Consider the following 22,834-nt stretch of genomic DNA (forward strand, 5'->3'; position numbering starts at 1 on the left):
TTCACAGCTGCGCGTAGAGGCGGCCGGGGTTGAAGATGCCTTGCGGGTCCAGCTGCGTCTTGAGCTGGCGGTGATAGCGCAGCAGCAAGTCGGGCAGGGGCTGGAACGGTTCGGGGGTGGTCCCGGCGGTGTAGCAGGTGACATGCCCGCCCACCGCCTCGACCACCTGCCGGATCGACGCGGCGCTGGCGCTGGATTTCAGCCAGCGCTGAGCGCCGCCCCAGTCGACCAATTGCTCACCGGGCAGGTCGAGGATGCCGGTATTGTTGGGCAACGACAGGCGCCAGAGCGGTTCGGGCTGGGCGAAGAAGGGCAGGCGATGCTCGTTCAGGTCATCCCAGAACGCCGAGTCGATGGGCTCGCCGCCGATGCGTTCATGGGCAGCAGCCACCGATCCCTCGCCGCCTTCCAGGCGCAGGTAAAGCGCCTCATCGCTGTGGCACGCGGCACTGATCGGCATCGGCTGCTGGCCCCACTCGGCGAGCTTGAGCAAGGCGCGCTCGGCATCGCAGGCCAGCTTGATGCTGAAACAGGCGCGCGGTTTGGGCAGCACCTTGAGCGACACTTCAGTCAGCACACCCAGGGTGCCGAAACTGCCGGTCAACAGTCGCGACAGGTCATAACCGGCGACGTTCTTCATCACCTCACCGCCAAAACGCAAGTGCTTGCCCTGGCCGGTAATCACCCGCGTGCCTAGCACATAGTCGCGGGCCGAACCGGCCCATGGCCGTCGCGGTCCGGACAGTCCGGCAGCGACCGTGCCGCCCAGGGTGGCCTGCTCGCCATAGGCCGGTGGCTCGAACGGCAGCATCTGTCCCGCCTGCTCGACGGCGGCCCGCAGGGTCTGCAAAGGCGTACCGGCGCGTGCGGTGATCACCAGCTCCGTGGGGTCGTAGCTGACGATGCCGCAATGCACGCGGGTATCGAGCCGCTCACCGGCACCGATGCGGCCCAGGAACGCCTTGCTGTCACTGCCCTGGATGCACAGCGGACGGTCGTCGGCCAGAGCCTGTCGCACCTGATCCAGCAGGTGCTCGCTGGCATCGAAATCGCGGTCGGCCATCAGAAGCGCTCCAGTTCAGGGAATGGCAGTTGCCCATGATGGATATGCATGGCACCGAATTCGGCGCAGCGCTGCAGGGTCGGAATGTTCTTGCCGGGGTTGAGCAGGCGATCGGGATCGAACGCGGCTTTCACGGCATGGAACAGGGTGAGCTCGTCACTGTTGAACTGCGCGCACATCTGGTTGATTTTCTCGCGGCCCACGCCGTGCTCGCCGGTGATGCTGCCACCCACCGCCACACACAACTCCAGAATCTTCCCACCCAACGCCTCGGCGCGTTCGAGCTCGCCCGGCTGGTTGGCATCGAACAGGATCAGCGGATGCATGTTGCCGTCCCCGGCATGAAACACGTTGGCCACGCGCAAATCGTACTGCTCGGACAGTTCGGTGATGCCCTTGAGCACCCCCGGCAGGGCGCGGCGCGGAATGGTGCCGTCCATGCAGTAGTAATCGGGCGAGAGCCGACCGACCGCCGGGAAGGCGTTCTTGCGGCCGGCCCAGAAACGCAGGCGTTCAGCTTCGTCCCGGGCCTGGCGTACCTCGGTCGCACCGGCCTCGGTCAACACCTGGTAGACGCGCTGGCAATCGTCATGCACATCGGCTTCCACGCCATCGAGCTCGCACAGCAGAATCGCCTCGGCGTCCACCGGGTAGCCCGCATGAATGAAGTCCTCGGCGGCGCGAATGGCCAGGTTGTCCATCATTTCCAGACCACCGGGAATGATCCCTGCCGCGATGATATCGGCGACCGCCGCGCCGGCTTTTTCCACCGAGTCGAAACTGGCCAGCAACACCTTGGCCACCTGCGGCTTGGGCAACAGCTTGACGGTAACCTCGGTAATGATGCCCAGCATGCCCTCCGAGCCGGTGAACAGGGCCAGCAGGTCGAAGCCAGGCGAGTCGAGCGCATCGCTGCCCAAGGTCAGGCGCTCACCCTCGATGGTGAGCATCTGCACCTTGAGCAGGTTGTGCACGGTCAAACCGTATTTGAGGCAGTGCACACCACCGGCGTTTTCCGCGACGTTGCCGCCGATCGAACAGGCGATCTGTGACGAAGGATCCGGGGCGTAGTACAGACCATACGGTGCCGCCGCCTGGGAGATCGCCAGGTTGCGCACACCCGGCTGCACCCGTGCCGAACGCGCGACCGGATCGATGTCGAGAATCTGCTTGAAGCGCGCCATGACCAGCAGCACACCTTGTTCAAGCGGCAACGCCCCCCCGGACAGCCCGGTGCCTGCACCGCGTGCAACCACCGGTACCTTTCGCTCGTGACACAGCTTGAGCAACACCTCCACCTGTTCGAGCCGCTCGGGCAATACCACCAGCAGCGGTACGCTGCGATAAGCGCTCAGGCCATCACACTCGTAGGGGCGAAGGTCTTCGGCACGGTGCAGCACGGTCAGGTCAGGGAGTTGTGCGTGCAATGCCTGCACCAGAGCGGTTTTGTCCACCTTGGGCAGGACGCCGTCGATGCGTTCGTCGTAGAGGATGTTCATGGGCGCAGGTCACCGGCTTGTCGTTCTTATGCGCTCAACAGTGGTCGCAAACCACATGCCTGTCTACGCCTGGAACCACTGGTAGGACCAGTTCTTTTCACCTCGGGGCTTCTCTCGGTGCCTCTACTGGCTTATTTTCAGGGTCTCGCCGACAGTTCCCGGGGAATCCCGGGCAATGGTCCTACCAGCAGGCATGATATGCACAACAAACCTCAGATTGCCGATGTCGTGTGCGAGCGCATCGAGCGGCTTATCGTCGACGGCGTTCTCAAGACTGGCCAGCCTTTGCCATCGGAGCGGCGCCTGGTGGAAAAGCTCGGGGTATCACGTAATGCACTGCGCGAAGGCCTCAAGCTGTTGCGCGCCCGCGGCATCATCGCCACCGAGCAGGGCCGCGGTTCGTTCGTGGCGTCCTTGTCGCCGGCCAACGATGCCACGCCCTTGATGCACCTGTTCAGTTCCCAGCCGCGAACGCTTTACGATCTGTTCGAAGTGCGCTCGCTGCTCGAAGGCGAGTCGGCCCGGCTGGCTGCGCTGCGCGGTACCCAGGCCGATTTCGTGCTGATCGAACGCAGCTATCAGGCGCTGTTGGCGGCCCACGACCAGCCGCTGGACGCCACGCGGCACGCCCACCTGGATCATGCCTTTCACCTGGCCATCTGCGATGCCTCGCACAATCCGGTGCTGGTGCAGACCCTGCGCTCGCTGACCGACCTGCTGCTCAACTCGGTGTTCGCCTGCGTGAACAACCTGTACCACCGCCAGCCGCAGAAACAACAGATCGACAAGCAGCACGCCAGGCTCTACACCGCCGTGATCAACCGTCAGCCCGAGCAGGCGCGCAAGGCAGCCGTCGCGCACATCGAAAGTATTTGCGCGAATCTGCGCGAGATCGAAGGAGAGGAGCAGCGTCTGGTCAGGGCGACGATGCGCCTGGAGGGGTGGGCCTGAAGCGCCGAACTAGGCGTTCTTCAGGCACTTGAGGTTGGCAAAGTCCTCGCGCAACTCACCCAGCTTGCGCTCGATGCGCGTGCGCTGTTCCGGTGTACTGTCGGCGGCCAGCCCCACCATCAGGTCGATGGCCGCCTGCTCGGTGCGTGCATAGGCAACTTTATATTGCGGGGTCCATACCGTTTCACGCTGCTGTAGCAATTGCGCGATGCGTGCCGGGAATTCGGCGGATTGACGTTGCTGCAGGGCGGCCAGCAACTGGTTCTGCCAATGTTCGCGGTTGTCGATCCATTCACGGTTCTGCGCGCCCAGACTCTGCGACCAGGCCTGCACCCGTTGCTGCTGCTCGTCGGTGAGGTTGCCGAACCATGGGGTGAGACGCTTGCTCATGCGTTTGGCGCGCTCGTCGATCTGCGTCTGCAACGGCGGCTCCACGTATTCCTTGCGGCGCTTGGCCAAATCGTCGCTCAGCGACTGCTGCAACGCGCGGACCTGATTGTCATCCAGACCTTGCAGCAACTCCACCGCCGATGGCGTGACTTGCACAGCAATCGCCGAGATCGCCTGTTTCGCCTCGGCCGTACGTTCGCGCAACGCTGGCGCCGTCACCTGCTGCTCGGCGACCATGCGCTGGACCTTGTCCAGCCACTGCAGGTTGTCGGCCAGTTGCGTGGTGCAGTGCCAGCGCAGGTGCTCCTTGAGACGCTCGTCGAACCAGCTCTTCTGCTCGCGATTCATGTCCAGATAGTCGTTCATCGACCAGGGAATGATCACATCCAGATTGCGGTAGGCCAGATCCACCCGCGTGCAGCCGCCGAACAGCAGACACAGGCCCAGTAGCATCCAGCAGTGCAACAGGCGACGAGACAGAAGATTCATGGCGGCGGTCCGTGCGATGGCGTTGTTGTGTTTATAGAGCCATGCCGGTGCGTGCGGTTCAGCACGATGTGGAAAAACCCGAGGTCAGAAAAACGCGTGCTGGGCCTTGAGCATGAACATGCTGTCGCACTGGCCATTCTGACCCGAATAGGCGGCGCAATTGGCCCCGCTCAGGTCCGAGCCGCTGTAGATGAAATCCAGGTCAAAACTGCCGATGGGACGTGACATTTGCAGCGACCAGTCATTGAAGGCGCGCACTTCCTGCCCTTCGCCGATGGTGAAGGGAGTCGAGAGCTGATGGTTGCTGACTTTCATGGTAAAGCCCACATCCAGCAATGGCAGGCCACCGAGGTCGGCAAACAGTGTGCTGTTCTGGCCGTCGGGCGTATTGTTGAAGGCAGCACCGAAGCGCCGGTCCAGTACCCGCAGACCGGCATAGAGCGCATGGGTGGAGGGCGCATCCACTTCCGGATAGCTGTACTGGATCACGCCGACTTCATAACCCAAGGAGTTGTCGAACGGATGCTTGTAGCCCAGGTAGGAGTCGACCTCCAGATTGCTGGAAGAGGCCAACCCCATGTTGGGCGACCACTGGCCGAAATACACCCCACTGTCGTGGGTCAGATCCAGTCCGCCGTGGAACGAACTGCCGGTACTGGGCTGGACCAGGCCCGCAGCCATGCTGCGCGACGGTGTGGTGCCGAGCTTGAGGTTGAAATCGCCGATGTCACGCTGGATGACCTGGGCGTAGAGAGAAGGGTGGACCGCAAGTCCGGCTATCAATAACCAGCTGGGTCTGAGCATGCCTACCTCCAGTAAGCCTGGACGGCCCGATCTAGAAGGCTGCAAGCATACCGCTCAGGGGCGATGCGAGGCTGCCATTCGTCGATTCGAGGGGACAAGGGTGATGCGGGGAGTAACAGGATGCGGAAGTTTTGCCCGGCGCAATGGCCGGGCTGCAAACTTACTTCTTGCCCAGGCTGATGTGCTTGGACGGGGTGAAGGTCTGGCCGCTCACGCCCTTGGCAATCTGCTGGATCTCGCCACCGGACTTGAGAAACGCGGCGATCTGTTCGTTGATCGATTCGCTGGTTTCAACGGCGGGGGCGGGCTTGACTTTGCTGTTGGATGCTTTAACGCGCATGGCTGCCATTAACCTGTCAAAAATTAATATGGCCAGGCATTGTACATGATTTATCCATTCCCGGCTGACCGCACGGACCAGTGGTGCCGATCGATGCCGCCGCAGCCCTTTGAAATCAAGGATCTGGCGCACCAACTACCTCGGCGCCAACGGCGCATCGGACGCCTTGCGCAGCGAGCCGAAGGGTTCTCGGGTAGAATGCCCAGCCAGGTGACGAGGAATATTCGAAATGGCTTTAGTCGGGCGCTACAACGCATTGCAAGTGGTTAAACACACAGACTTCGGTCTGTACCTGGATGGCGGCGCGGACGGCGAGATCCTGCTGCCCAACCGCTATATCCCCAAGGATATTCCCAGCGAAGACGAAGACTGGCTGAACGTCTTCGTGTACCTGGACAGCGAAGACAAGCTGCTGGCCACCACCGAAAAGCCCAAGGTGCAGGTCGGCGAGTTCGCCAGTCTCAAGGTCGTTGAAATCAACAGCATCGGGGTCTTCCTCGACTGGGGCCTGCCCAAGGACCTGCTCCTGCCGTTTTCCGAAGAAAAACGCCAGATGAAAGCCGGCGAGTACTGCGTCGTGCACGTGTACCTGGACAAGCGCACCCGCCGGATCACCGCCACCGCGCGCCTGGACCGCTATCTGGACAAAGTGCCGCCGGCCTATCAGGTGGGTCAGGAAGTCGATCTGCTGGTGGTCGAAGAAACCGACATGGGTTTCAAGGCCATCATCAACAACGCCCACTGGGGCTTGATCCACAAGAACGAAGTGTTCAAGTTCCTGCGCTCGGGCAAGCAGGAGAAGGGCTACATCAAGGAACTGCGCAGCGACGGCAAGATCGCCCTGAGCCTGCAGCCGGTCGGTGCCCAGCTGGCCAGCAGCCTGAACGCCCAGATCCTCGACAAGCTGCGCGCCAACCAGGGCACGCTGCCGGTCAGCGACAAGAGCGATCCGCAACTGATCAGCGACCTGTTCGGCGTCAGCAAGGGCAACTTCAAGAAAGCCATCGGCGCCCTGTACAAGGACGGCCAGATCGTCATCCACGCCGACCGCATCGAACTGGTCTGATGCCCGTTGCGCAGCCCGCTGTCAGGGCTGCAGGAACGGCGCGAAGCCGACGCCGCTGCCAGCGGGGCGTACGTCCTTGAGAAACGAATCCTTGTCGGCGCTCAGCTCCAGGCTGACGGTCGACTTGCGCTTGCCGGCGTTGCGCACCACCAGGCCTTCGATGTGCTCGCGCAGGAAGGCGGTCGTCACTTTCACGTGCAGCAGCTGATCGCTGGCAGGGGTGTGCAGCAGCAGGTGAATCCATTCGTACTGGCCGATCTGCAGGCGGGCCACCGGAATGTCGAACCACCAGATGTTGCGCTTTGGGTCCAGCAAGGCGAAATGGCAGTTGTTGACGCCGAGCACCGCGCCACCCAGTTCCTTGTTGCGACGGGCGATGGCTTGGGGTTTGTCGAGTTTCATGAAAATTCCTACTGGTATGACGCTTCGGCACTGACCGAATCCGACCGGCATTCTGCGGGCAAATCGCTGGAACATAAAGCTCCGACCAACCGCCGGTGTCTGCCAGATGACCGCGGCGTCTTTTGCCGCGCAAAATAATTTGAAACTCTGGCGACCCGACGTCGGTCAATTCTTGTGTCGAGACAAGACATTCCTAAATGACCAGGAGACTTATCATGAGCGGCACTTCAGACAAGATCAAAGGCGTGGCCAACGAAGCCGTTGGTAACATCAAGCAAGGCGTCGGCAAGGTCACCGGTAACGAAGAACTGCAGGTCAAAGGCGCAGTTCAAGAGAAGAAAGGCGAAGCACAGCAAGTCGAAGGCGACGTGAAAAACGCCGTCAAAGACACTGTGAAAAAACCCTGAAGTAGAGTGTTCTCTGCTTGAATGAGGTTTACCAACGGTCATCTATCGATGGCCGTTGTGCTATTGGGCAGACACGGACGTACATACTCTGACTGTCGTTTTTCCTGCGGCTTTGCGGTAGAAAGCCGGCTCTGAGCTGCCGGGCCGCAACACGCCTTGCTGCAGTTGCCTGATCCAATCATGTTCTGCACCCACCCAGGCGGCGTATTCGAAGGTTGAGTGGCGCAAGGAGACGCTATGTTATTTCCCCACATGCATAACCTGCCTTTCATGAAGGTCATGGTTCGCACAGTCAAGGAATTCGTCGACGACGAAATGCCGACCTATGCTTCGGCGCTGGCTTACCAGATGCTGTTTTCCCTGTTCCCCTTTCTGCTGTTCCTGATCGCCCTGATCGGTTTCCTGCATTTACCCGATTTCTTCACCTGGATGCGCCTGCAAGCCGATCTGGTCCTGCCGCCCCAGGCGCTGGAACAGGTCAATCCGGTCATCGATCAGTTGCAGCAGTCCAAGGGCGGCTTGCTTTCCATCGGTATCGTGGTTGCGCTGTGGACCGCCTCGGCAGGTGTGCGCCTGACCATGAGCGCCATGAACGCCGCCTACGATGTGGTCGAGGAGCGTCCGGCCTGGAAGCGCATCCCGCTCTCGATTTTCTACACCATCGGCTTGGCCGGCATGCTGTTGTGCGTGGCGGCCCTGATGGTCACCGGTCCGCAGGTCATGCAGTGGCTGGCCGGCCAGATCGGCATGGAAGACTTCATCGTCACCCTGTGGACTATCCTGCGCTGGCCGCTGATCGTTATCCTGCTGATGATCGCCGTGGCAGTGATCTACTACGTGATGCCTGACGTGAAGCAGGAATTCCGTTTCATCACGCCAGGCTCGATGCTCGCGGTGGTGGTCTGGATCGTCGCCTCGCTGGGCTTTGCCTATTACGTGAAGACCTTTGCTGACTACAACGCCATGTACGGCAGCATCGGCGCGATCATTGTGTTGCTCCTGTATTTCTATATCTCTTCGGCCGTGCTGTTGCTGGGCGCCGAGATGAATGCGGTGATCGAACACATGTCGGCCGAGGGCAAGGACAAGGGCGCCAAGGACCCGGACGAACAGGCTCCGGCGGTGGACCAGACGGCAATCCAGCCCAGTGGTGAAAAGGACTTGCGCCCGGAACCTGCCACACCGTCCACAGTGGTTCCTCGCCCGCAACCCTGAGTCGACGCTGTCAGGCGGTGGCCGCCTCGGCCCTCACCAGGGCCAGCAAGTCCTTGCTGGCCCTGTAGCGTTCCAGGCGTTGGGCCAACTCAGATGGCAGCGTGAAAGCCTCCTCGAAGCCAGCTCGTCGATAGTAATCGTGCAGCTCAGGTGCGCAGAACAACCATACCGGTCCACCCAGCGAGGCTTGAGCCCCATTGAGCAGACCTCGGCCGTAGCCCTTGTTGCGATGCGCGATTGCCACGTGAAGCCCGGTCAGCCAATGACCGCCGGATATCGGCATGAAGTTCGCCCCCGCGATGATCTCGCTGTCGCGTGCCACCCACCAGCGCGCATTCCCCACACTGCGCATGCGACTTCGTTGCAGCTTGTAGAACTTGTCCAGCAGCGGTCTTGCCTGGGGCAGTAATTCGATGAATTCCACGCAAATGTGTCCTGCTGTTACCAAAGTGACGGGTTTGCCCAATCGCGGGAAAAATTGCTTCGTGACGACACCGACGCTGTAGTAAGGTCCGGGCCTCTTTTTTATGACGGAGATGCGCTGTGCAGCAGCCGATTCGCAATCCACTCTATCTGGCCGGCCTGATCACGCCCCTTTGGCTGGCCATCGCGCTTATCGTGGCCGGCAGCCTGTATCCGGGGTACAGCCATGTCAATCAGGCCATGGGCTTGCTGGGCGCCATCGATGCGCCCACCCACGCGCTCTGGCCCTGGCTCGCTCACTTCCCGCTGGGTGTGTTGTTGATCGCGTTCGGCATTGGCCTGTACATGCGTCATGCCCATCTGCGGCTGGCGCGTCTGAGCGCTTCGCTGGTCATTGTGCACGGTCTTGCCAGCCTGGCTGCCGGCTACTTTTCCTGTGATAACGGCTGTTCGCTGGAATACCCGTCGATGCAGCAGAACCTGCACACCATCGCCAGCGTGATCATGTCCGCGAGCTTGTTGCTGGCCAGTGCATTGTGGATTTTCGTGGCACGCCGCGAAGGCCGCAAGGGGCTTGTCTGGCTGTCCCTGGTGTGCAGCCTGTTCGCTCTGGGCTGCCTGCCGTGGATGGCAGCTGCCATGGACGTCGGTCGTGGTTTCGGGCTGTTCCAGCGGGTCAATTACTTTGCCTCGCTGTTGTGGATCGCCGGGCTGGCCTGGGCGCTGTTCAAGGACGACCGCAGCGGGCAGCTCTGAACGGCTCAGGTCATCATGGCTCAAGTCATCAAGGTGATCCAGATGGCCGCAGCGCCGATCAGTGTGACCATGCTGCCCAGGCCGAGCACCCCGGTCACGTCGGCCGGAAAGCATGCACGACTGATCCCTTCGACACGGCAGCGGTAACGGCGGCGCTGGCTCATCCAGATCGCCAGCGCCGCCATCAGCGTCAGGGCAATCAGGGCCCCGGCAAAACGGCCGTGGTGGGGCATCCAGCGCAGAAAGAACAGGCTCGCCACCAGCATCGCCAGCAGCGTCCGTCCCCAGGCCAGCAAGGTGCGTTCGGGCTGCAGGCCTTCATCCTGATGGCCTGCCTGAGGCAGGCTCATCGCAATACCACAAAGGCAATCAAGGCGGCCGTGACCAGGGCACCGCCAATCGACAGCAGCGGCACCAGCAGCGGAATGGGCAGCGGTTGCTTGTGCCGCATGGCCCGCTCCACGTTCAGCCAGCGCAGGCTGGCGCTGGCACTGAGCAGCATGCCCAGCAGCAACAGGATGACCGCCAGGGTCTTGCGAAACTCCGGCGCGAAGACGTCCGCGGTGAACGCCTCGACGGCGATGCCACCGGCCATCAGCGCCAATGCCGTACGGATCCAGGCCAGAAAGGTGCGTTCGTTGGCCAGAGTGAAGCGGGGGTCGGGCTCGCTGCCGCCTTTGAGCAGGCGCAACTGTCGCGCGCTTCGCTCGCCGTGCTGAGGGGGGATCCCGGGGTCAGGTCTCGCCATGTGGTTGCCAGGCAGGGTGTGGAAGTAGGGCGATGCTACCACCGTCGCCCGTCGGGCCGTGCACTTTCATCCGCGCAGGCGCTCGAACGGCAACGGGCTCAGGCGGCGGTGACCACGGGCAGGTGGAAGACGAATTCGGTACCGTCTTCATCGCTGGAGCTGACTTCGAGTCGGCCGTCGTGGGCCAATGCAATCTGGTAGGCGATGTACAAGCCCAGCCCAAGGCCGCCGCGCGGACTGCGCACGCTGGGCCGAGCGAATGGCTTGAACAGTTGCGCTCGCACGTTTTCGGCGATCGCCGGCCCCTGGTTATGCACCGCCAGCGTGAACTCCTGATTGGACAGACGACCGCTGACGCGCACATCGCTGTCCGGCGCGCCGTGAATGATGGCGTTGGACACCAGGTTCGAGAGCAACTGGCCAATGCGCTCCTTGTCGCACAGCACGCCCTGCAAATCGTCGACATCCATCGAGATGACCCGCTCGGGGTGGATGCGCTGCAGCTCCGAGACCACATGCTCCAGGCTGCGCGTGAGGTCGGCATCGGGTTGCAGGTCGACCACGATACCGGCGCCCAATCGTCCGCGAGCGAAGTCCAGAACGTCTTCGATCAGTTGCGAGGCACGGCGTGCACTGGTCTGGATATGCTTGACGATGCCCACGCTGCGCTCATCGGCGACCCGTCGCTGCAACAGCTCGGCGCCAGCGTTGATGGCGAACAGCGGGTTGCGCAGGTCGTGGCCCAGCACGGCGATGAACTGATCGCGCAGGTCGGCCATTTCCCGCTCCTCCGCCAGCGCAGTGGTCGTGCGCTGGTGCCGCTCCTCGTTCTCCATCTGCAGCGACAGCAGGCGCGCGAACGACGCCATCATTGGCTCGATACTGGTGCCCTTGAGACGGGTGGGCCGTGGATCGAGCGCACAGATCGTGCCGAAGAAGCTGCCGTCGGCCCGGAAGACGGGCGTGGCAATGTAGCTTTCGAAACGATAGAGGCGCGGTGTGGGGTGGTTGCAATACACCTCGTCTTCGCTGACCTTGTCGATGATCACGGTCTGATGGCTGGTGCGGATGTCATGGCACAAGGTCGTGGTCACGTCCAGCCCGTCGCCGACTTCCAGGCCCAACCCGATGTTGTCGAGCACCGCGCAGGTGGTCCAGGCATTTTCGGTCACACGGGCAACGGCGGCGAAGCGCAAGCCTGTGGTTTCGCAGATGACCTGCAATATGGAAGGGACCGCGTCGATGCGCGCGATGGTGGCTATGTCGGCTGCTGCAGTCGTGCCCATGAGGTGTCCACTGTTGTTGCGCAGGCCGGGACCATTGACGGTCGTGTCCGGGGATGCCCCGATTCTAACGAGGCGTTCGGGGCCTGTAAAAAAATGTTGGACAGCCTGTCGATCAGCGGGCGTGCAAACCTGCTTGATGCCCTTGTCGTGACCTGCGCAGGTCGGCCTGTTGCTGAAGCAGCGGTGTCAATGCTGCCGGCTCCATGGCCTCACCGAGGTAAAGGCCCTGGACTTCCGCACAGCGGTCGTCCTGCAAGGCCCGCAGCTGTTGGTCAGTGCCGACGCCCGCACCGATTACCCTTGCGCCCATGGCTCGACCCAGGTCGATGATGCCTCGCACCAGTCCGCGATCCTGTGGATTGCTCACCAGACCGGCGACGAAGCGTGGGTCGATCTTCACGGCATCGAATGGGTAAATGCGCAAATACCCCAACGAACAATAACCGCTGCCGAATTCGTCGAGTATCAAACCCACTCCCGATTCCTTCAAGGCCGTGAGGGCCCCCATCGCGCCGTCGGCACAACCCAGCATGACCTGCTCGGCAACTTGCAACTGCAAGCGATTGGCCGGCAGACGGCTGTCGGTCAACGCATCGCGCACATCGCGGGCGACGTCGCTGCGGCTGAAATACGCTGGCGCCAGGCTCACCGACACCGCAATCGACTGCGGCCAGTGCCGCGCCGCCGCGCACGCTTCGCGTAGCAGCCAGCGCTCGATGGGCACGATCAGGTCGCTGCGCTCGGCCAGAGGCAGAAACGCGTCGCAGGTGAGCATTCCTTCGACCGGGTGCTGCCAGCGCAGCAGTGCCTCGACGGCAATCACCCGATCACCGTCGGCGCTGTACCGGGGCTGGAAGTGCAGCAGCAATTGGTCATGCTGAAGGGCGGAGCGCAGATCGGTTTCCAACTGCCGAAGGTGCTGCTGGCGGTCCAGCGCAGGCGCGAAATGCTGCCAGTAGCCGGGGCCTTGCGCCTGTGCTTCGCCTAAGGCGAGCTGGGCGCAACCGATCCACTCGCGGGCGTCTCCCCGGCTGGGATGATCATGGACCACGCCGATGTTCACCCCAACCTGCAATTGCTTCACGCCGTGCACGATGGGCCTTTGTATATTATCGATCAGGCGCTGGCAGAAACGCTCGATCTCGATCATCACGTCGATGCTGGCGAGCACGATCATGAATTGCCCATCCCGCAGACGGGTCACCAGATCATTGCTACGTGTGCTGTCGCGAAGACGACCGGCGACCGTACGCAGAATGCAGTCGCGCGCAGGTTGCCCCAAGGTTTCGCCCAACTGCTCGAAACCGGCCAGGTCCAGCAGCAACAGGGTCAAGGGCACAGGACGAAGACGATCGGCCAGGGTCTGATCGAGAAACCGCGTCAGGGCATGCTCGTCTCCCAGCCCCGTCACCGCATCGTGGGTCGAGCGATGAGCGAGCTGAGCCTGGGCGCCGACCTGATCGGTGATGTCGAGCACCGTGCCGCGGTAGCCTGCAATCTGCCCATCATGCACGATAGGGCAGGCGACGATGCGGCAGTGGCGGGTCTGGCCGATGCTGTCGCGATAGCTGCAGCGCAGATGCCCGACACCTGACGAGCCGTCACCCAGTTGCTGCAGCCACTGGCCAGCCGGAAGGGTTTCGCACTGCAATAGCAGCTCGACCGGCTGGCCCAGCCACACATCCCGCGCCAAACCGGTTACGGTGGTGAAGCTTGCGGAAAGGTAGCTGACACGCAAAAACGCGTCGGTTTCCCATATCCAGTCCGAAGAGGCGTCGGCCAACGCGCGCAGTCGCTCATCGCTGCACCGCAGGGCCTCGTTTTCGTGCTGCAATCGAGCATGGTCCTGGTCGATGTCACGCAAGCTGCGCAAGGTCTTGCGCAACAGTGCACCGGAAAAGATCAGCACGGCCAGCAGCAGCGCAGCAAGCGTCGGCAGCGACATGGACCACCAGGGTTCGCCACCCGGCGGCGAGGCCTGCACGGGCAAGCCGGCGCCGGCATCGTCGAGCGAGATCACGGGCCGGCCACTGTTTTCGCCCAGGTCTCGCTCCACGCTGGCAGACTGGGTTGCAGTTGTCTGGGCCGATAAGCCATTGGCAGGCTCCGACGCAGTGGGAATACCGAGTACGGCACCGCCGATGATCAGCACACAGGCAAGGATGGGCAGAACGAACGCCAGCACCAGAACCCGTGTGTGGCGTGAGTAGCGTGAGGCATTGGCGGCATCAACAGCATTCATGGGCAGCGGTCCCTGCGAACAGATATTTCCGGGTCCCATCTGGACGTGTGACTTCGGGCCATGGTTCCCCTCGAACGACCAGGCGCCGGTCACCGGAATCCGCCCTCCCGATCGGGCCGGAACTCTCACTTCGCACGGCAGGCCGAAAGCGTATGCTGTAGCACGCACCTTTCAACCCGAGGGCTGCATGAAAATTCCACTGCTTTTCGGAGTGCTTGCACTTATGACGTCGTTTTCGCCCAATGCCGAAGAATTGCCCGCCTCGTTGCGCGAGGACGGCCAGTATCGCAATCAGGTGGTCCTGCCCAAGGACGGCTTCATGAAGAAACTGCGCATCGGCATCAAGTACCTGCTGCTGAGCAAGCCACCCGGCACCCGCCCGCAGGCGCCGCTGCCGGTGGAGCAACTGTCGCGCGACCAACTGCTGGCGGCGCCGGACTACAGTCTCTGGCGGTTGGGGCACTCCACCGTGCTGCTGAAGATGGGCGGCGAGTTTCTGCTGACCGATCCGGTGTTTTCAGAACGCGCTTCCCCGATACAGTGGGCCGGTCCTCTACGCTTTCACCAACCACCGATCAGCATTGCCGACCTGCCGCCGATCAAGGCGGTCATCCTGTCCCACGACCACTACGACCATCTGGACGAATACGCGATCAAGGCGCTGGCCGGCAAGAGCGAGTATTTCCTGACCACCTTGGGCGTAGGTGACCGATTGCTCGAGTGGGGCGTACCGGCCAGCAAGGTTCGCCAACTGGACTGGTGGCAAGAAACCCAGGTCGGCGGCTTGCGTCTGGTGGCGACGCCCGCGCAGCATTTCTCGGGCCGTAGCCTGTTCGACAGCAACAGCACGCTGTGGGCGTCGTGGGTGATCATCGACAAGGACTTTCGTCTGTTCTTCAGCGGCGATACCGGTTATTTCCCAGGTTTCAAACAGATCGGCGAGCGTTTCGGCCCGTTCGACCTGACCCTGATGGAAACCGGCGCCTACAATGTCGCCTGGCCGAACGTGCACATGCAGCCCGAAGAAACGCTGCAGGCGCACCTGGATGTACGCGGCAAGACCCTGCTGCCGGTGCACAACGGCACCTTCGACCTTTCGATCCATGACTGGCACGAACCCTTCGACCGCATCAGCGCGCTGGCCCAGGCCAAGGGCGTGCCGTTGAGCACGCCGCGCATGGGAGAGCGCATCGATCTGCGTCAGCCTCGACTCGGCGAGCACTGGTGGGAGCAAGTCGATTCCCCGGCTTCCGCAGTCACACCTTGACCGGTCAAGGCATCAGACGTCGGCGTTGGGTTCCTTTCGTGACTTGCCCTTGCCGTCATCCTTGGGTGGCAGACCGCTTTCGCTTCTGATCTGCGCATGGGCGATCAGGGCGAAGATGAAGCTGCCGCCAATGATGTTGCCTGCCAGGGTCGGTGCCGCGAAATCGAGCCAGAAGGCCTTCCAGTCCAGCTCGCCCGCCCACACCAGGTAGGACACCTCTGCCGAGCCCACCACGATGTGGGTGAAATCGCCCAGCGCCATCAGGTAGGTGACGAGGATGATGATCCACATCTTCGCGCTTTCCTGCGAAGGGATCATCCAGACCATGGTGGCGATCATCCAACCGGAGATGATGCCCTTGGAAAACATCTGCGACAGGTCGTTTTCCATGACCTTACGCCCGATTTCGAGAAAGGCCTCGTCGGTCTTGGTATCGAAGATCGGCAAATGCAGCATGACGTAGGACACCAGCAAGGTCCCTATCAGGTTACCGCCCAGCACCACGCCCCACAGTTTGAACAGCCGTCCGAAATTGCCCAGGCTCGGCTTGCTCATGACCGGCAGTACGGCGGTCAGGGTGTTCTCGGTGAACAGTTGCTGGCGTGCCAGGATCACCGCAAGAAAGCCTGCCGAATAGCCCAGGCTGGCGATCACTTTACTGGCCTCGCCTGCGGGCAGACGGGAGTTGAACAGTCCCATGGCCATCAGCGACAGGCCCATGGTGAGGCCGGCGGCCAGGGCCGACCAGAACAGGGCGGCTACGGTACGTTCCAGTTCATGGTCGCCCTGTATGCGGATGGTTTCATGCAACACCGCCGCGCGGGGCGGCTGGTTCTCATGGACCTCTTCTTTTTCGTCGGCCGACAGGCCAGGCGTCTTGCCGTCTTCTTCAGGGGCATCAAGGCGGGGTTCGTGCTTTTCCATGGAGGTTCCTGCGAATGCGGTGGCGCGCGTGCCGGGTGCACGGCTGCCACAGCACAGACCTTCAGGGCACTGAATAAGTTGCGTCACCGCCTGCCAGACATCGGCTACAGGCCGAATACCTCGCGCAGCGCCTTGGCATACGCCTGGCTGCCCAGGGTCATGCTGTTGTTGTGCGTACCGCCGGGCACCAGCAGCAACCGCTTGGGTTCGGCCGCGGCATCGAACAGTTCCTGACTGAAACGCGGCGGCACATAACGGTCGTCCAGGCCATGAACGATCAGCACCGGAATCTTGATATCACCGATCTTGTCGATGGAATCGAATTTCTCCGACATGATCCAGCGCACCGGCAGCGAAGTGTTGGCCACTGCCGCTGCTGCAGCAGCCAGGTCGGTGAAGGTCGACTCCACGATCAGCCCGGCAGCCTTCGGCTCATTGCCCTCGGCCAGATGTTCTGCCAGATCCACCGCGATCGCGCCGCCCAGCGAGTGACCATAGATGAAGCGTCGCTCGGTTTTGGGCTGCAACTGCACCAGGCGCTGCCAGGCAGCCTGGGCGTCCTGGTACACGGTGCGCTCGGACGGCAGATCGCCGGGGCTTTCGCCGAATCCGCGGTAATCGATGGCTAGCACCGAGAAACCCAGCTCGCGCAGCTGGCTGATGCGGCGCACCTGTGCGGTCAGGTTCCAGCGTGTACCGTGCAGGTATAGCACCGCCGGTGCATCGGCGCGCGGCGCCGGCCACCACCAGGCATGCAAGTACTGGGTACTGCTCAGGGCCTTCTCCACTGGAATCTGCAATTCGGTGACGCCCGAAGGCAAGCCTGCGTACCAGCTGGCCGTGCCTGGCTCGATGTTGAACAACAACTGCCGCTCTTTGTAGGCCAGTTGCGAACAACCGTAGGGCAGGCCGACACCGATCGCCAGCGCCAGCAGCAGAAAGGGAAGCCAGCGCCGGCGACGGGGCGCGGTGGTAGGTGTTGCCATGCATGCAAACTCCAAGCGGGTCTCTGCACTGGACCTGAACGGGCCCGACGCTGTTCCCTCACGAATTGGTTTCAAGTGGTGTCAGCGCCGGCGTAGGCAGCCACCCGGTTGCCATCGGCGGGACGATCTTCTACTGTCCATCGACTACCGATGATCGCGTTGCCGTCGCAGGCGGCGTTTCAATAAAAAGGACAACACATGAAAATCGTGATGGTGGGGGAGGCCGCAACACATCGCGAGGCGCTCTCCGCAGCTCTGGATTTCCCGACACAGTTCGTCGCGCTGCCCCGCGACGCCCACGAATCGGCCGCCTGGGACGATCAGATCGAAGGTGCCGACGTAGTGGTCTCGATGCGTTTCCAGCGGCGTAGTCCGGCTCCGGCCTTTCGTTTGCTGCACGTGCCCGGTGCCGGGCTGGATGGCATCGATTTCACCGCGCTGCCCGCCGGCGCAACCGTCTGCAATGTGTTCGAGCATGAAATTCCCATGGCCGAATACGCTTTGGCCTGCATGCTCGAACACCAGGTCGAACTGGCGGCCCTGCGAGCTCGCTTCAGTACCGAGCAATGGACGCACGCCTATCTGAAGCGCCAACCGCGCGGCGAGCTGTTCGGCAAGACCGTGGTCATCGTCGGCTTTGGCCGCATCGGCCACGCCGTTGCCAGCCGAGCCCAGGCATTCGGCCTGCACGTCATCGCCATTTCCGCACGCGCCGAAGGTAGACGAGTGGACGGCCCCATGGATGAAGCGTACACACCCGCCGAACTTGGCCAAGTGCTGCCCCGTGCCGATTTCGTCATCCTGACCTGCCCGTTGGACGAGCGTACCCGCGGTTCCTTCGCGGTCGCCCAATTCGCTGCGATGCGCCCTGATGCCGTACTGATCAACATCGCCCGCGCCGCCGTGGTCGATGAGGATGCGTTGTACCACGCCCTGCGCGACCACCTCATCGCCAAGGCCTACCTGGATGTCTGGTACCGCTACCCCAGCGGCGATACCGACCCGGTCGCACCCGCTCACCACCGCTTCGAAGACCTCCCCAATGCCTACTGCACGCCCCACGCCTCCGGCTGGACCCAGGGCCTCTTCGAACGGCGGTACGCCTTCATCGCCGCCAACATCAACCGGCTGCACCAAGGCCAGCCCCTCCAGAACGTCGTTACAAACCCCCGTCCCGTCTAACTCCCGACGCGGCGACACACCCGGCCCCCTGTAGCAGCCGTGCGAGCCGCGTTCGGCCACACCGCAACCTCCCTGAACCACCGCACCTGCTTCCCACATACGCCCCAAATCCTTCCTACACCGCAGCCCCCCAATCCCTCTGCCTGGACGCACCACGGCTTCGCACACTGACGCCTCCTCAAGCTGACCGACAAGGACTGTCGTTTATGACCATTGGCTCATCCCACAACCATCCCGCCGACATCGCGGCCACCTTGCAAACCGCCGCCAGCCTGCCTTGGGCCGCTCGTTTTCCCAACCCTCCGGATCTGTGTTTCGACTACCGTCGTCTGCTCGAGCAAACCGGCGGCATTGCTCGTGGCGGTAACGCACAACACCGCATCTGCATCATTGGCGCGGGCGTCGCAGGCCTGGTGGCAGCCCGTGAGTTGCTGCGCTGCGGCTTCGAACGCATCACCTTGATTGAGCAGTCGCGCCGTCTCGGCGGACGTCATCTGACCGTGCACCCGGACGGTCCGCAATCCACAGCGCCCTCCACGCCTTTCGAAATGGGCGCGATGCGCATGCCCTTTTTCAATCGCAGTGGCGAGGCGCCCGCGCAAGGCCGCTCATTGATGGCGTACTACGCTGGGCTGTACGACCTCAAAACCTCGGACTTCCCGAATCCCGGCACGCCCTTCGTGCGCTCCACCGGTGTTTATCTGCGCGAAGGCCAACTGGCAGGGGAGGGCGAACCCCGGTTGCTGGTCTGGAACAATCCAGAGGGCAGCACGCCACCGCCCACCGCCGCGTTGCAGGCTGTCTACCAGAAATGGAAGCTGTTCGCCGAGCGGATGGCAACGCAGGTCGCCGCCGTGTTCGGCAGCCAAGCATGGCCGACCCTGTGGTCTGCCATCGTCACGCGCTACCAGCATGTGCCATTCCGCGAGCTGGTCCGTTCTGCCGCCATCACCGCCTGGGATCCCGGCAACCCCGGAGACTTCGGCGGGCTGGGCATGTCGGCCGACGAGTCTTCGATTTTCTACGCCATCGGCATAGGCGACGGCAGTTGGGGCGCCTTCTACGACGTCTGCAGCCTGTACCCGCTGCGCACTGCGATCTTCGGCTTCAGCAGTCACCTGCAACTGGTGCATGGCCGCGTCGATGGCCAAGGCAACCCGCTACCAGCTCCTTTCCAAGGCGAGCAAGCCGTGACCGACTCCAAGGGCGTGACGTTCGCTACACCGCGCTACCTGGGTCTGGCCGCGCTGGATGAGTGCCTGATGTTCATGCCTCTGGAAGAAGGCGCTCGCTCGCCTTACGAGCGATTGCGCCAGCAGCCTGCCGGCCTGATCACCGACAGCCCCGTGAACCGCCTCACCCGACTGGCCGATGGCAGCATCGAAGTGGGCTATCGCTGGCATCAGAGCGACGCACTGGCCAGCCGGCAAATGACGGAGCAGTTCGACTCGGTCATCGTCACGGTGCCCTCCTGGATCCTCGAAACACGAATCCAGGTGGAAGGCTTCACTCCAGCCATGCTCCCCCAGACCACCATCAATGCCTACAAGACCGCGCACTGGGAAACCAGCTGCAAAGTCTACGCCCCGCTGAAGAAAACCTTTCTGTCGGCCCATCGTGACATCCCGCAGATTCTCGTCACCGACAGTTTCGTACACGACGTCTATGCCTACCGCTACAACGACAACTATGCCTACGACTGCATCCTGCTCAGCTACACCTGGGAGGACGATGCGACCAAGCTGGCGGCTTTCAGCGATGCCGAGCTGGTCGACAAGTGCATTCGCGAGCTGGACCGCATCCTGCTGCGCTGCAGTAATGTCGGTTCACGTATTTCTCCGTTCATCGACACCGCCAACGCGTGCGTGCAGCGCTGGGTCACGGACCGCAATGCCCTGGGCTGCGCCAAGCTCTACCGCGCCGGGGCCTACCAGGATGCAGTCGGCCTGATGAGCTACAACCGCGACTACAGTGCTCGATCTGGGCTGTACCTGGCGGGTGAGTCCTTTTCGGTCGACGCCGGCTGGACCGAGCCGGCCATGCGCGGGGCCGTCGATGCGGTGATCAACCTCTGCGCCAACCAAGGTGCAGCGTTCAACGGCGGATTCGATCTGTCCCATTACCCTCGGTATGGCACTGAGTCCTGAACCCGATCGAGTTCGTAGGCGTATTGAACGACTTTGTACGGTTGGCAGGATTACTCCTACACCAGCTTGGGAATCGTCCTGTTTTTTAACCCAGACGAATGCGTTTCTATGCGGAGGCAATCCAAAAACAACAAAAAGGTGCCTCCATGTCCTCTGCTTCCGCTATCAGCCCCGTGCGGGTCGCTGTCGTTCAGTTCGATCCGCAATGCGGTGTCGACCACCGCACGTTCAACCTCTCCCATAGCCTGCATCTGGCCCAGCGCGCCGTGGCCGAAGGTGCCCAGTTGATCGTGCTGCCCGAATTGGCCAACACCGGCTACGCCTTCCGCAACCGCGAAGAAGCGTTCGCGTTGGCCGAGACAGTGCCTGAAGGACCCAGTGCTCAGGCCTGGATCGAGTTTGCGCGCGAACACTCGGTCTACCTTGCCGCCGGCCTGGCAGAGCGTGACGGTCACAAGCTCTACGACTGCGCCGTGCTGGTCGGCCCCGATGGTTTCATCGGCAAGTACCGCAAGGCGCATCTGTGGAACCTGGAGAAGCTCTGGTTCAGTCCCGGTGACCTCGGCTTTCCAGTGTTCGAGACGCCCATCGGGCGCATCGGCCTGATGATCTGCTGGGACGTCTGGTTCCCGGAAGTACCGCGTCTGCTCAGCCTGCAAGGAGCCGACATCATCTGCAGCCTGAACAACTGGGTCTGGACGCCACCGCCGCTGTTCGATGAAACCGGCAAATGCATGGCGTCTTACCTGACCATCACTGCCGCCCACGTCAACAACACCTTCATCGCCGCCGCCAACCGCATCGGCACCGACCGCGGCGATCGCTTCCTCGGCTGCTCGTTGATAGCCGGCACCAACGGTTGGCCGCTCAGCGAAGTGGCCGGCGCCGAAGAGGAAACTATCCTCTTTGCCGACATCGACCTGGTCTCGGCACGCAGCGCACCGATCTGGAACAGCCTCAATGATCTTCCACGCGACCGCCGGGTCGACCTGTACGGCTCGATGCTGGGCTATGACCGCCATGCTGCATTGCCGCGCTGAGGAGGACCGTCCATGGATACCTCTCTGCACGACACACCAACGCGCGCATCCAGCGGGACCCTGACAGGTTTGCTGGTGCTGTCTCTGGCGATCACGCTGACCGTGATCAGCGGCAAGCTGCTGGCCGTCGATGCGCTGTGGCCCGGCTATGGCGACATGATGGCTAACCTCCACCATCCGGCGGCCTGGTGGCGCTGGATAGTCGGCGATATCAGCGAAGTGGCGTTCTACAAACACGAGTTCGCCTCCATCGGCTTGCTCGCCGGCGCCGGGCTGGGCTGGTGGGCCAATCGCACCGGCAAACGCTGGCAGGGTTTCGCAATCTGCTACGGCACCGGCCTGTGGCCATGGGTGGTGACCAGTTCGCTGCTGGGTCTGGGCCTGGGCAACCTGCTCTGGGGCTGGACGCTGTCGGCCGATACCTGGCAGCCAACCTTCGTCGCCTTCGTTTCCATGCCGGCGGCCACCGTACTGCTGTTCGGCCGTGGCTGGCGTGTGGCGCTCACTGGAGCTGTCATGGGCGCCGTGCTGATCACGCCAGCCTGCCTGTTGATCGTCAAGTACGTGTGCACCCCGCTGGCCTTGCCGGTGGTGATCGGCAATGTCACGGGCATGGCAGTGGGCAGCGTCATCGGCTTCCTGCTGTGCAAACGCTTCCCGGCCCTGGTGAAACCCGATGCGACGCCCTCGACAGCGCCACCGGTGGTGGCAGCGACCCCGGACTACGGGGTGCGCTGGACCTTGCGGCGCATCCTTGCCGACTTCTCCGAGGCGCCGTTCTTCGGCAACGAGTGGGCCAGCCTGGGGTTGGTGCTGGGCGCGCTGCTGGCCCTGATGCTCAATCCGGCCAGCCCGTTCTACGGTTCCGGCTGGCTGTTGCAGTTGTTGGCGGCGCAAACCCTCGCCTCGGCACTGGGCGTGCTCATCTGGCGTCATCAATGGATAGCCCGCGGCTGGTACCCGACCTACATACCAGTGGTCTCGGTAGCCCCCGCCGCGATTCTGGTCCATGGTGGCAGCCTGCCGGTGATCATCCTCAGTGCCGCACTGGGCGCATTGCTGGCGCCGCCACTGGCCGTCGCCATCAGTCAGCGGTTACCGTCCTATATGCATGGCTACATCGGTAACGTGCTGTCCATGGCCATCAGCACCTTGCTCATCCTGCCACTGATCGGCCTGATCATCGGCAGTCCCAACCTTTGACGGA

General features: G+C 62.5%; 23 protein-coding genes. 10 read left to right on the forward strand and 13 right to left on the reverse strand.

The genetic code is table 11. The features are described from left to right. Position 1 precedes the first annotated feature (1 nt). On the reverse strand, positions 2 to 1,063 hold the full coding sequence (gene glcE, locus ASF66_RS13925) for a glycolate oxidase subunit GlcE (protein WP_056844266.1): 1,062 nt from the start codon (positions 1,061 to 1,063) through the stop codon (positions 2 to 4). Continuing rightward, positions 1,063 to 2,562, reverse strand: coding sequence for a glycolate oxidase subunit GlcD (gene glcD / locus ASF66_RS13930; RefSeq protein WP_049862483.1), 1,500 nt, complete (start codon positions 2,560 to 2,562; stop codon positions 1,063 to 1,065). Before glcD ends, glcE begins: the two co-directional genes overlap by 1 nt. Before the next feature lie 198 nt (positions 2,563 to 2,760). On the opposite strand from glcD, the gene glcC reads away from it, so the two are divergent. Continuing rightward, on the forward strand, positions 2,761 to 3,513 hold the full coding sequence (gene glcC, locus ASF66_RS13935) for a transcriptional regulator GlcC (RefSeq protein WP_056844267.1): 753 nt from the start codon (positions 2,761 to 2,763) through the stop codon (positions 3,511 to 3,513). A gap of 9 nt (positions 3,514 to 3,522) precedes the next feature. Here glcC and ASF66_RS13940 read toward each other — a convergent pair whose 3' ends face one another. The 3 genes from ASF66_RS13940 to ASF66_RS13950 all read right to left on the reverse strand — a co-directional run bounded on the left by ASF66_RS13940 (position 3,523) and on the right by ASF66_RS13950 (position 5,545). Beyond that, complete coding sequence (locus tag ASF66_RS13940; protein WP_376787108.1) at positions 3,523 to 4,392, reverse strand: DUF6279 family lipoprotein; 870 nt, start codon at positions 4,390 to 4,392, stop codon at positions 3,523 to 3,525. An 84-nt stretch (positions 4,393 to 4,476) separates the two neighbouring features. Further along, the gene (locus tag ASF66_RS13945) at positions 4,477 to 5,196 is read right to left on the reverse strand and encodes a TorF family putative porin (protein WP_049862486.1); all 720 of its coding nucleotides are present in this window, start codon (positions 5,194 to 5,196) and stop codon (positions 4,477 to 4,479) included. A gap of 160 nt (positions 5,197 to 5,356) precedes the next feature. After that, positions 5,357 to 5,545: a hypothetical protein gene (locus ASF66_RS13950; RefSeq protein WP_177327984.1), complete on the reverse strand. Its 189-nt coding sequence runs from the start codon at positions 5,543 to 5,545 to the stop codon at positions 5,357 to 5,359. 220 nt (positions 5,546 to 5,765) lie between these two features. On the opposite strand from ASF66_RS13950, the gene ASF66_RS13955 reads away from it, so the two are divergent. Beyond that, the gene (locus tag ASF66_RS13955; protein WP_049862487.1) at positions 5,766 to 6,602 is read left to right on the forward strand and encodes a CvfB family protein; all 837 of its coding nucleotides are present in this window, start codon (positions 5,766 to 5,768) and stop codon (positions 6,600 to 6,602) included. 21 nt (positions 6,603 to 6,623) lie between these two features. On the opposite strand, the gene ASF66_RS13960 is transcribed toward ASF66_RS13955, so the two are convergent. Beyond that, complete coding sequence (locus ASF66_RS13960) at positions 6,624 to 7,004, reverse strand: hypothetical protein (protein ID WP_049862488.1); 381 nt, start codon at positions 7,002 to 7,004, stop codon at positions 6,624 to 6,626. Positions 7,005 to 7,219: 215 nt separating this feature from the next. Here ASF66_RS13960 and ASF66_RS13965 point away from each other — a divergent pair, with 215 nt between their 5' ends. Together ASF66_RS13965 and ASF66_RS13970 are read left to right on the forward strand one after the other, a co-directional pair. Beyond that, positions 7,220 to 7,411, forward strand: a complete 192-nt coding sequence (locus ASF66_RS13965) for a CsbD family protein (protein WP_049862489.1) — start codon at positions 7,220 to 7,222, stop codon at positions 7,409 to 7,411. Positions 7,412 to 7,648: 237 nt separating this feature from the next. Next, positions 7,649 to 8,626 (forward strand): YihY/virulence factor BrkB family protein, encoded by a 978-nt coding sequence (locus ASF66_RS13970; protein ID WP_056844268.1) that lies wholly within the window; start codon positions 7,649 to 7,651, stop codon positions 8,624 to 8,626. A 10-nt stretch (positions 8,627 to 8,636) separates the two neighbouring features. Here the strand turns inward: ASF66_RS13970 and ASF66_RS13975 are convergent, their stop codons facing one another. Next, on the reverse strand, positions 8,637 to 9,050 hold the full coding sequence (locus tag ASF66_RS13975) for a GNAT family N-acetyltransferase (protein WP_156463193.1): 414 nt from the start codon (positions 9,048 to 9,050) through the stop codon (positions 8,637 to 8,639). A gap of 119 nt (positions 9,051 to 9,169) precedes the next feature. Between ASF66_RS13975 and ASF66_RS13980 the strand changes: the two genes are divergently transcribed. Continuing rightward, entirely contained in the window at positions 9,170 to 9,805 is a 636-nt protein-coding gene (locus ASF66_RS13980) for a DUF998 domain-containing protein (RefSeq protein ID WP_082223741.1), read from the forward strand. A gap of 20 nt (positions 9,806 to 9,825) precedes the next feature. On the opposite strand, the gene ASF66_RS13985 is transcribed toward ASF66_RS13980, so the two are convergent. The 4 genes from ASF66_RS13985 to ASF66_RS14000 form a co-directional block, all read right to left on the reverse strand. After that, the gene (locus ASF66_RS13985) at positions 9,826 to 10,155 is read right to left on the reverse strand and encodes a DUF202 domain-containing protein (RefSeq protein ID WP_056844269.1); all 330 of its coding nucleotides are present in this window, start codon (positions 10,153 to 10,155) and stop codon (positions 9,826 to 9,828) included. Beyond that, entirely contained in the window at positions 10,152 to 10,553 is a 402-nt protein-coding gene (locus ASF66_RS13990) for a YidH family protein (protein ID WP_049862492.1), read from the reverse strand. The genes ASF66_RS13985 and ASF66_RS13990 overlap by 4 nt, the downstream gene beginning before the upstream one ends. 98 nt (positions 10,554 to 10,651) lie before the next feature. Continuing rightward, on the reverse strand, positions 10,652 to 11,839 hold the full coding sequence (locus ASF66_RS13995) for a GAF domain-containing sensor histidine kinase (protein WP_056844270.1): 1,188 nt from the start codon (positions 11,837 to 11,839) through the stop codon (positions 10,652 to 10,654). 112 nt (positions 11,840 to 11,951) lie between these two features. Further along, entirely contained in the window at positions 11,952 to 14,081 is a 2,130-nt protein-coding gene (locus tag ASF66_RS14000; protein WP_056844271.1) for a putative bifunctional diguanylate cyclase/phosphodiesterase, read from the reverse strand. Positions 14,082 to 14,268: 187 nt separating this feature from the next. Between ASF66_RS14000 and ASF66_RS14005 the strand changes: the two genes are divergently transcribed. Then, entirely contained in the window at positions 14,269 to 15,348 is a 1,080-nt protein-coding gene (locus ASF66_RS14005; RefSeq protein WP_056844272.1) for an MBL fold metallo-hydrolase, read from the forward strand. Between the two features lie 12 nt (positions 15,349 to 15,360). Here ASF66_RS14005 and ASF66_RS14010 read toward each other — a convergent pair whose 3' ends face one another. Both ASF66_RS14010 and ASF66_RS14015 read right to left on the reverse strand, forming a co-directional pair. Continuing rightward, positions 15,361 to 16,272: a formate/nitrite transporter family protein gene (locus ASF66_RS14010; RefSeq protein WP_056844273.1), complete on the reverse strand. Its 912-nt coding sequence runs from the start codon at positions 16,270 to 16,272 to the stop codon at positions 15,361 to 15,363. A 104-nt stretch (positions 16,273 to 16,376) separates the two neighbouring features. Further along, complete coding sequence (locus ASF66_RS14015) at positions 16,377 to 17,258, reverse strand: alpha/beta hydrolase (protein ID WP_056844274.1); 882 nt, start codon at positions 17,256 to 17,258, stop codon at positions 16,377 to 16,379. Positions 17,259 to 17,456: 198 nt separating this feature from the next. Here ASF66_RS14015 and ASF66_RS14020 point away from each other — a divergent pair, with 198 nt between their 5' ends. The 4 genes from ASF66_RS14020 (at position 17,457) to ASF66_RS14035 (ending at position 22,830) form a co-directional block, all read left to right on the forward strand. After that, positions 17,457 to 18,440: a 2-hydroxyacid dehydrogenase gene (locus ASF66_RS14020; RefSeq protein ID WP_056844275.1), complete on the forward strand. Its 984-nt coding sequence runs from the start codon at positions 17,457 to 17,459 to the stop codon at positions 18,438 to 18,440. A gap of 206 nt (positions 18,441 to 18,646) precedes the next feature. Next, positions 18,647 to 20,587: a flavin monoamine oxidase family protein gene (locus tag ASF66_RS14025; RefSeq protein ID WP_056844276.1), complete on the forward strand. Its 1,941-nt coding sequence runs from the start codon at positions 18,647 to 18,649 to the stop codon at positions 20,585 to 20,587. Between the two features lie 146 nt (positions 20,588 to 20,733). Beyond that, positions 20,734 to 21,627: a nitrilase family protein gene (locus tag ASF66_RS14030; RefSeq protein WP_049862500.1), complete on the forward strand. Its 894-nt coding sequence runs from the start codon at positions 20,734 to 20,736 to the stop codon at positions 21,625 to 21,627. Between the two features lie 12 nt (positions 21,628 to 21,639). Next, entirely contained in the window at positions 21,640 to 22,830 is a 1,191-nt protein-coding gene (locus tag ASF66_RS14035; protein WP_056844277.1) for a hypothetical protein, read from the forward strand. Positions 22,831 to 22,834 lie beyond the last annotated feature (4 nt).

This window comes from Pseudomonas sp. Leaf129 (assembly GCF_001423465.1).
Classification (GTDB): Bacteria; Pseudomonadota; Gammaproteobacteria; order Pseudomonadales; family Pseudomonadaceae; genus Aquipseudomonas; species Aquipseudomonas coleopterorum.

Excerpts from the sequence above, each read along its gene's own strand:
- glcE (WP_056844266.1), bottom strand. The coding sequence starts at position 1,063 with ATGGCCGACCGCGATTTCGATGCCAGCGAGCACCTGCTGGATCAGGTG.
- glcD (WP_049862483.1), bottom strand. The coding sequence starts at position 2,562 with ATGAACATCCTCTACGACGAACGCATCGACGGCGTCCTGCCCAAGGTG.
- glcC (WP_056844267.1), top strand. The coding sequence starts at position 2,761 with ATGCACAACAAACCTCAGATTGCCGATGTCGTGTGCGAGCGCATCGAG.
- ASF66_RS13940 (WP_376787108.1), bottom strand. The coding sequence starts at position 4,392 with ATGAATCTTCTGTCTCGTCGCCTGTTGCACTGCTGGATGCTACTGGGC.
- ASF66_RS13945 (WP_049862486.1), bottom strand. The coding sequence starts at position 5,196 with ATGCTCAGACCCAGCTGGTTATTGATAGCCGGACTTGCGGTCCACCCT.
- ASF66_RS13950 (WP_177327984.1), bottom strand. The coding sequence starts at position 5,545 with ATGGCAGCCATGCGCGTTAAAGCATCCAACAGCAAAGTCAAGCCCGCC.
- ASF66_RS13955 (WP_049862487.1), top strand. The coding sequence starts at position 5,766 with ATGGCTTTAGTCGGGCGCTACAACGCATTGCAAGTGGTTAAACACACA.
- ASF66_RS13960 (WP_049862488.1), bottom strand. The coding sequence starts at position 7,004 with ATGAAACTCGACAAACCCCAAGCCATCGCCCGTCGCAACAAGGAACTG.
- ASF66_RS13965 (WP_049862489.1), top strand. The coding sequence starts at position 7,220 with ATGAGCGGCACTTCAGACAAGATCAAAGGCGTGGCCAACGAAGCCGTT.
- ASF66_RS13970 (WP_056844268.1), top strand. The coding sequence starts at position 7,649 with ATGTTATTTCCCCACATGCATAACCTGCCTTTCATGAAGGTCATGGTT.
- ASF66_RS13985 (WP_056844269.1), bottom strand. The coding sequence starts at position 10,155 with ATGAGCCTGCCTCAGGCAGGCCATCAGGATGAAGGCCTGCAGCCCGAA.
- ASF66_RS13990 (WP_049862492.1), bottom strand. The coding sequence starts at position 10,553 with ATGGCGAGACCTGACCCCGGGATCCCCCCTCAGCACGGCGAGCGAAGC.
- ASF66_RS13995 (WP_056844270.1), bottom strand. The coding sequence starts at position 11,839 with ATGGGCACGACTGCAGCAGCCGACATAGCCACCATCGCGCGCATCGAC.
- ASF66_RS14000 (WP_056844271.1), bottom strand. The coding sequence starts at position 14,081 with ATGAATGCTGTTGATGCCGCCAATGCCTCACGCTACTCACGCCACACA.
- ASF66_RS14005 (WP_056844272.1), top strand. The coding sequence starts at position 14,269 with ATGAAAATTCCACTGCTTTTCGGAGTGCTTGCACTTATGACGTCGTTT.
- ASF66_RS14010 (WP_056844273.1), bottom strand. The coding sequence starts at position 16,272 with ATGGAAAAGCACGAACCCCGCCTTGATGCCCCTGAAGAAGACGGCAAG.
- ASF66_RS14015 (WP_056844274.1), bottom strand. The coding sequence starts at position 17,258 with ATGGCAACACCTACCACCGCGCCCCGTCGCCGGCGCTGGCTTCCCTTT.
- ASF66_RS14020 (WP_056844275.1), top strand. The coding sequence starts at position 17,457 with ATGAAAATCGTGATGGTGGGGGAGGCCGCAACACATCGCGAGGCGCTC.
- ASF66_RS14025 (WP_056844276.1), top strand. The coding sequence starts at position 18,647 with ATGACCATTGGCTCATCCCACAACCATCCCGCCGACATCGCGGCCACC.
- ASF66_RS14030 (WP_049862500.1), top strand. The coding sequence starts at position 20,734 with ATGTCCTCTGCTTCCGCTATCAGCCCCGTGCGGGTCGCTGTCGTTCAG.
- ASF66_RS14035 (WP_056844277.1), top strand. The coding sequence starts at position 21,640 with ATGGATACCTCTCTGCACGACACACCAACGCGCGCATCCAGCGGGACC.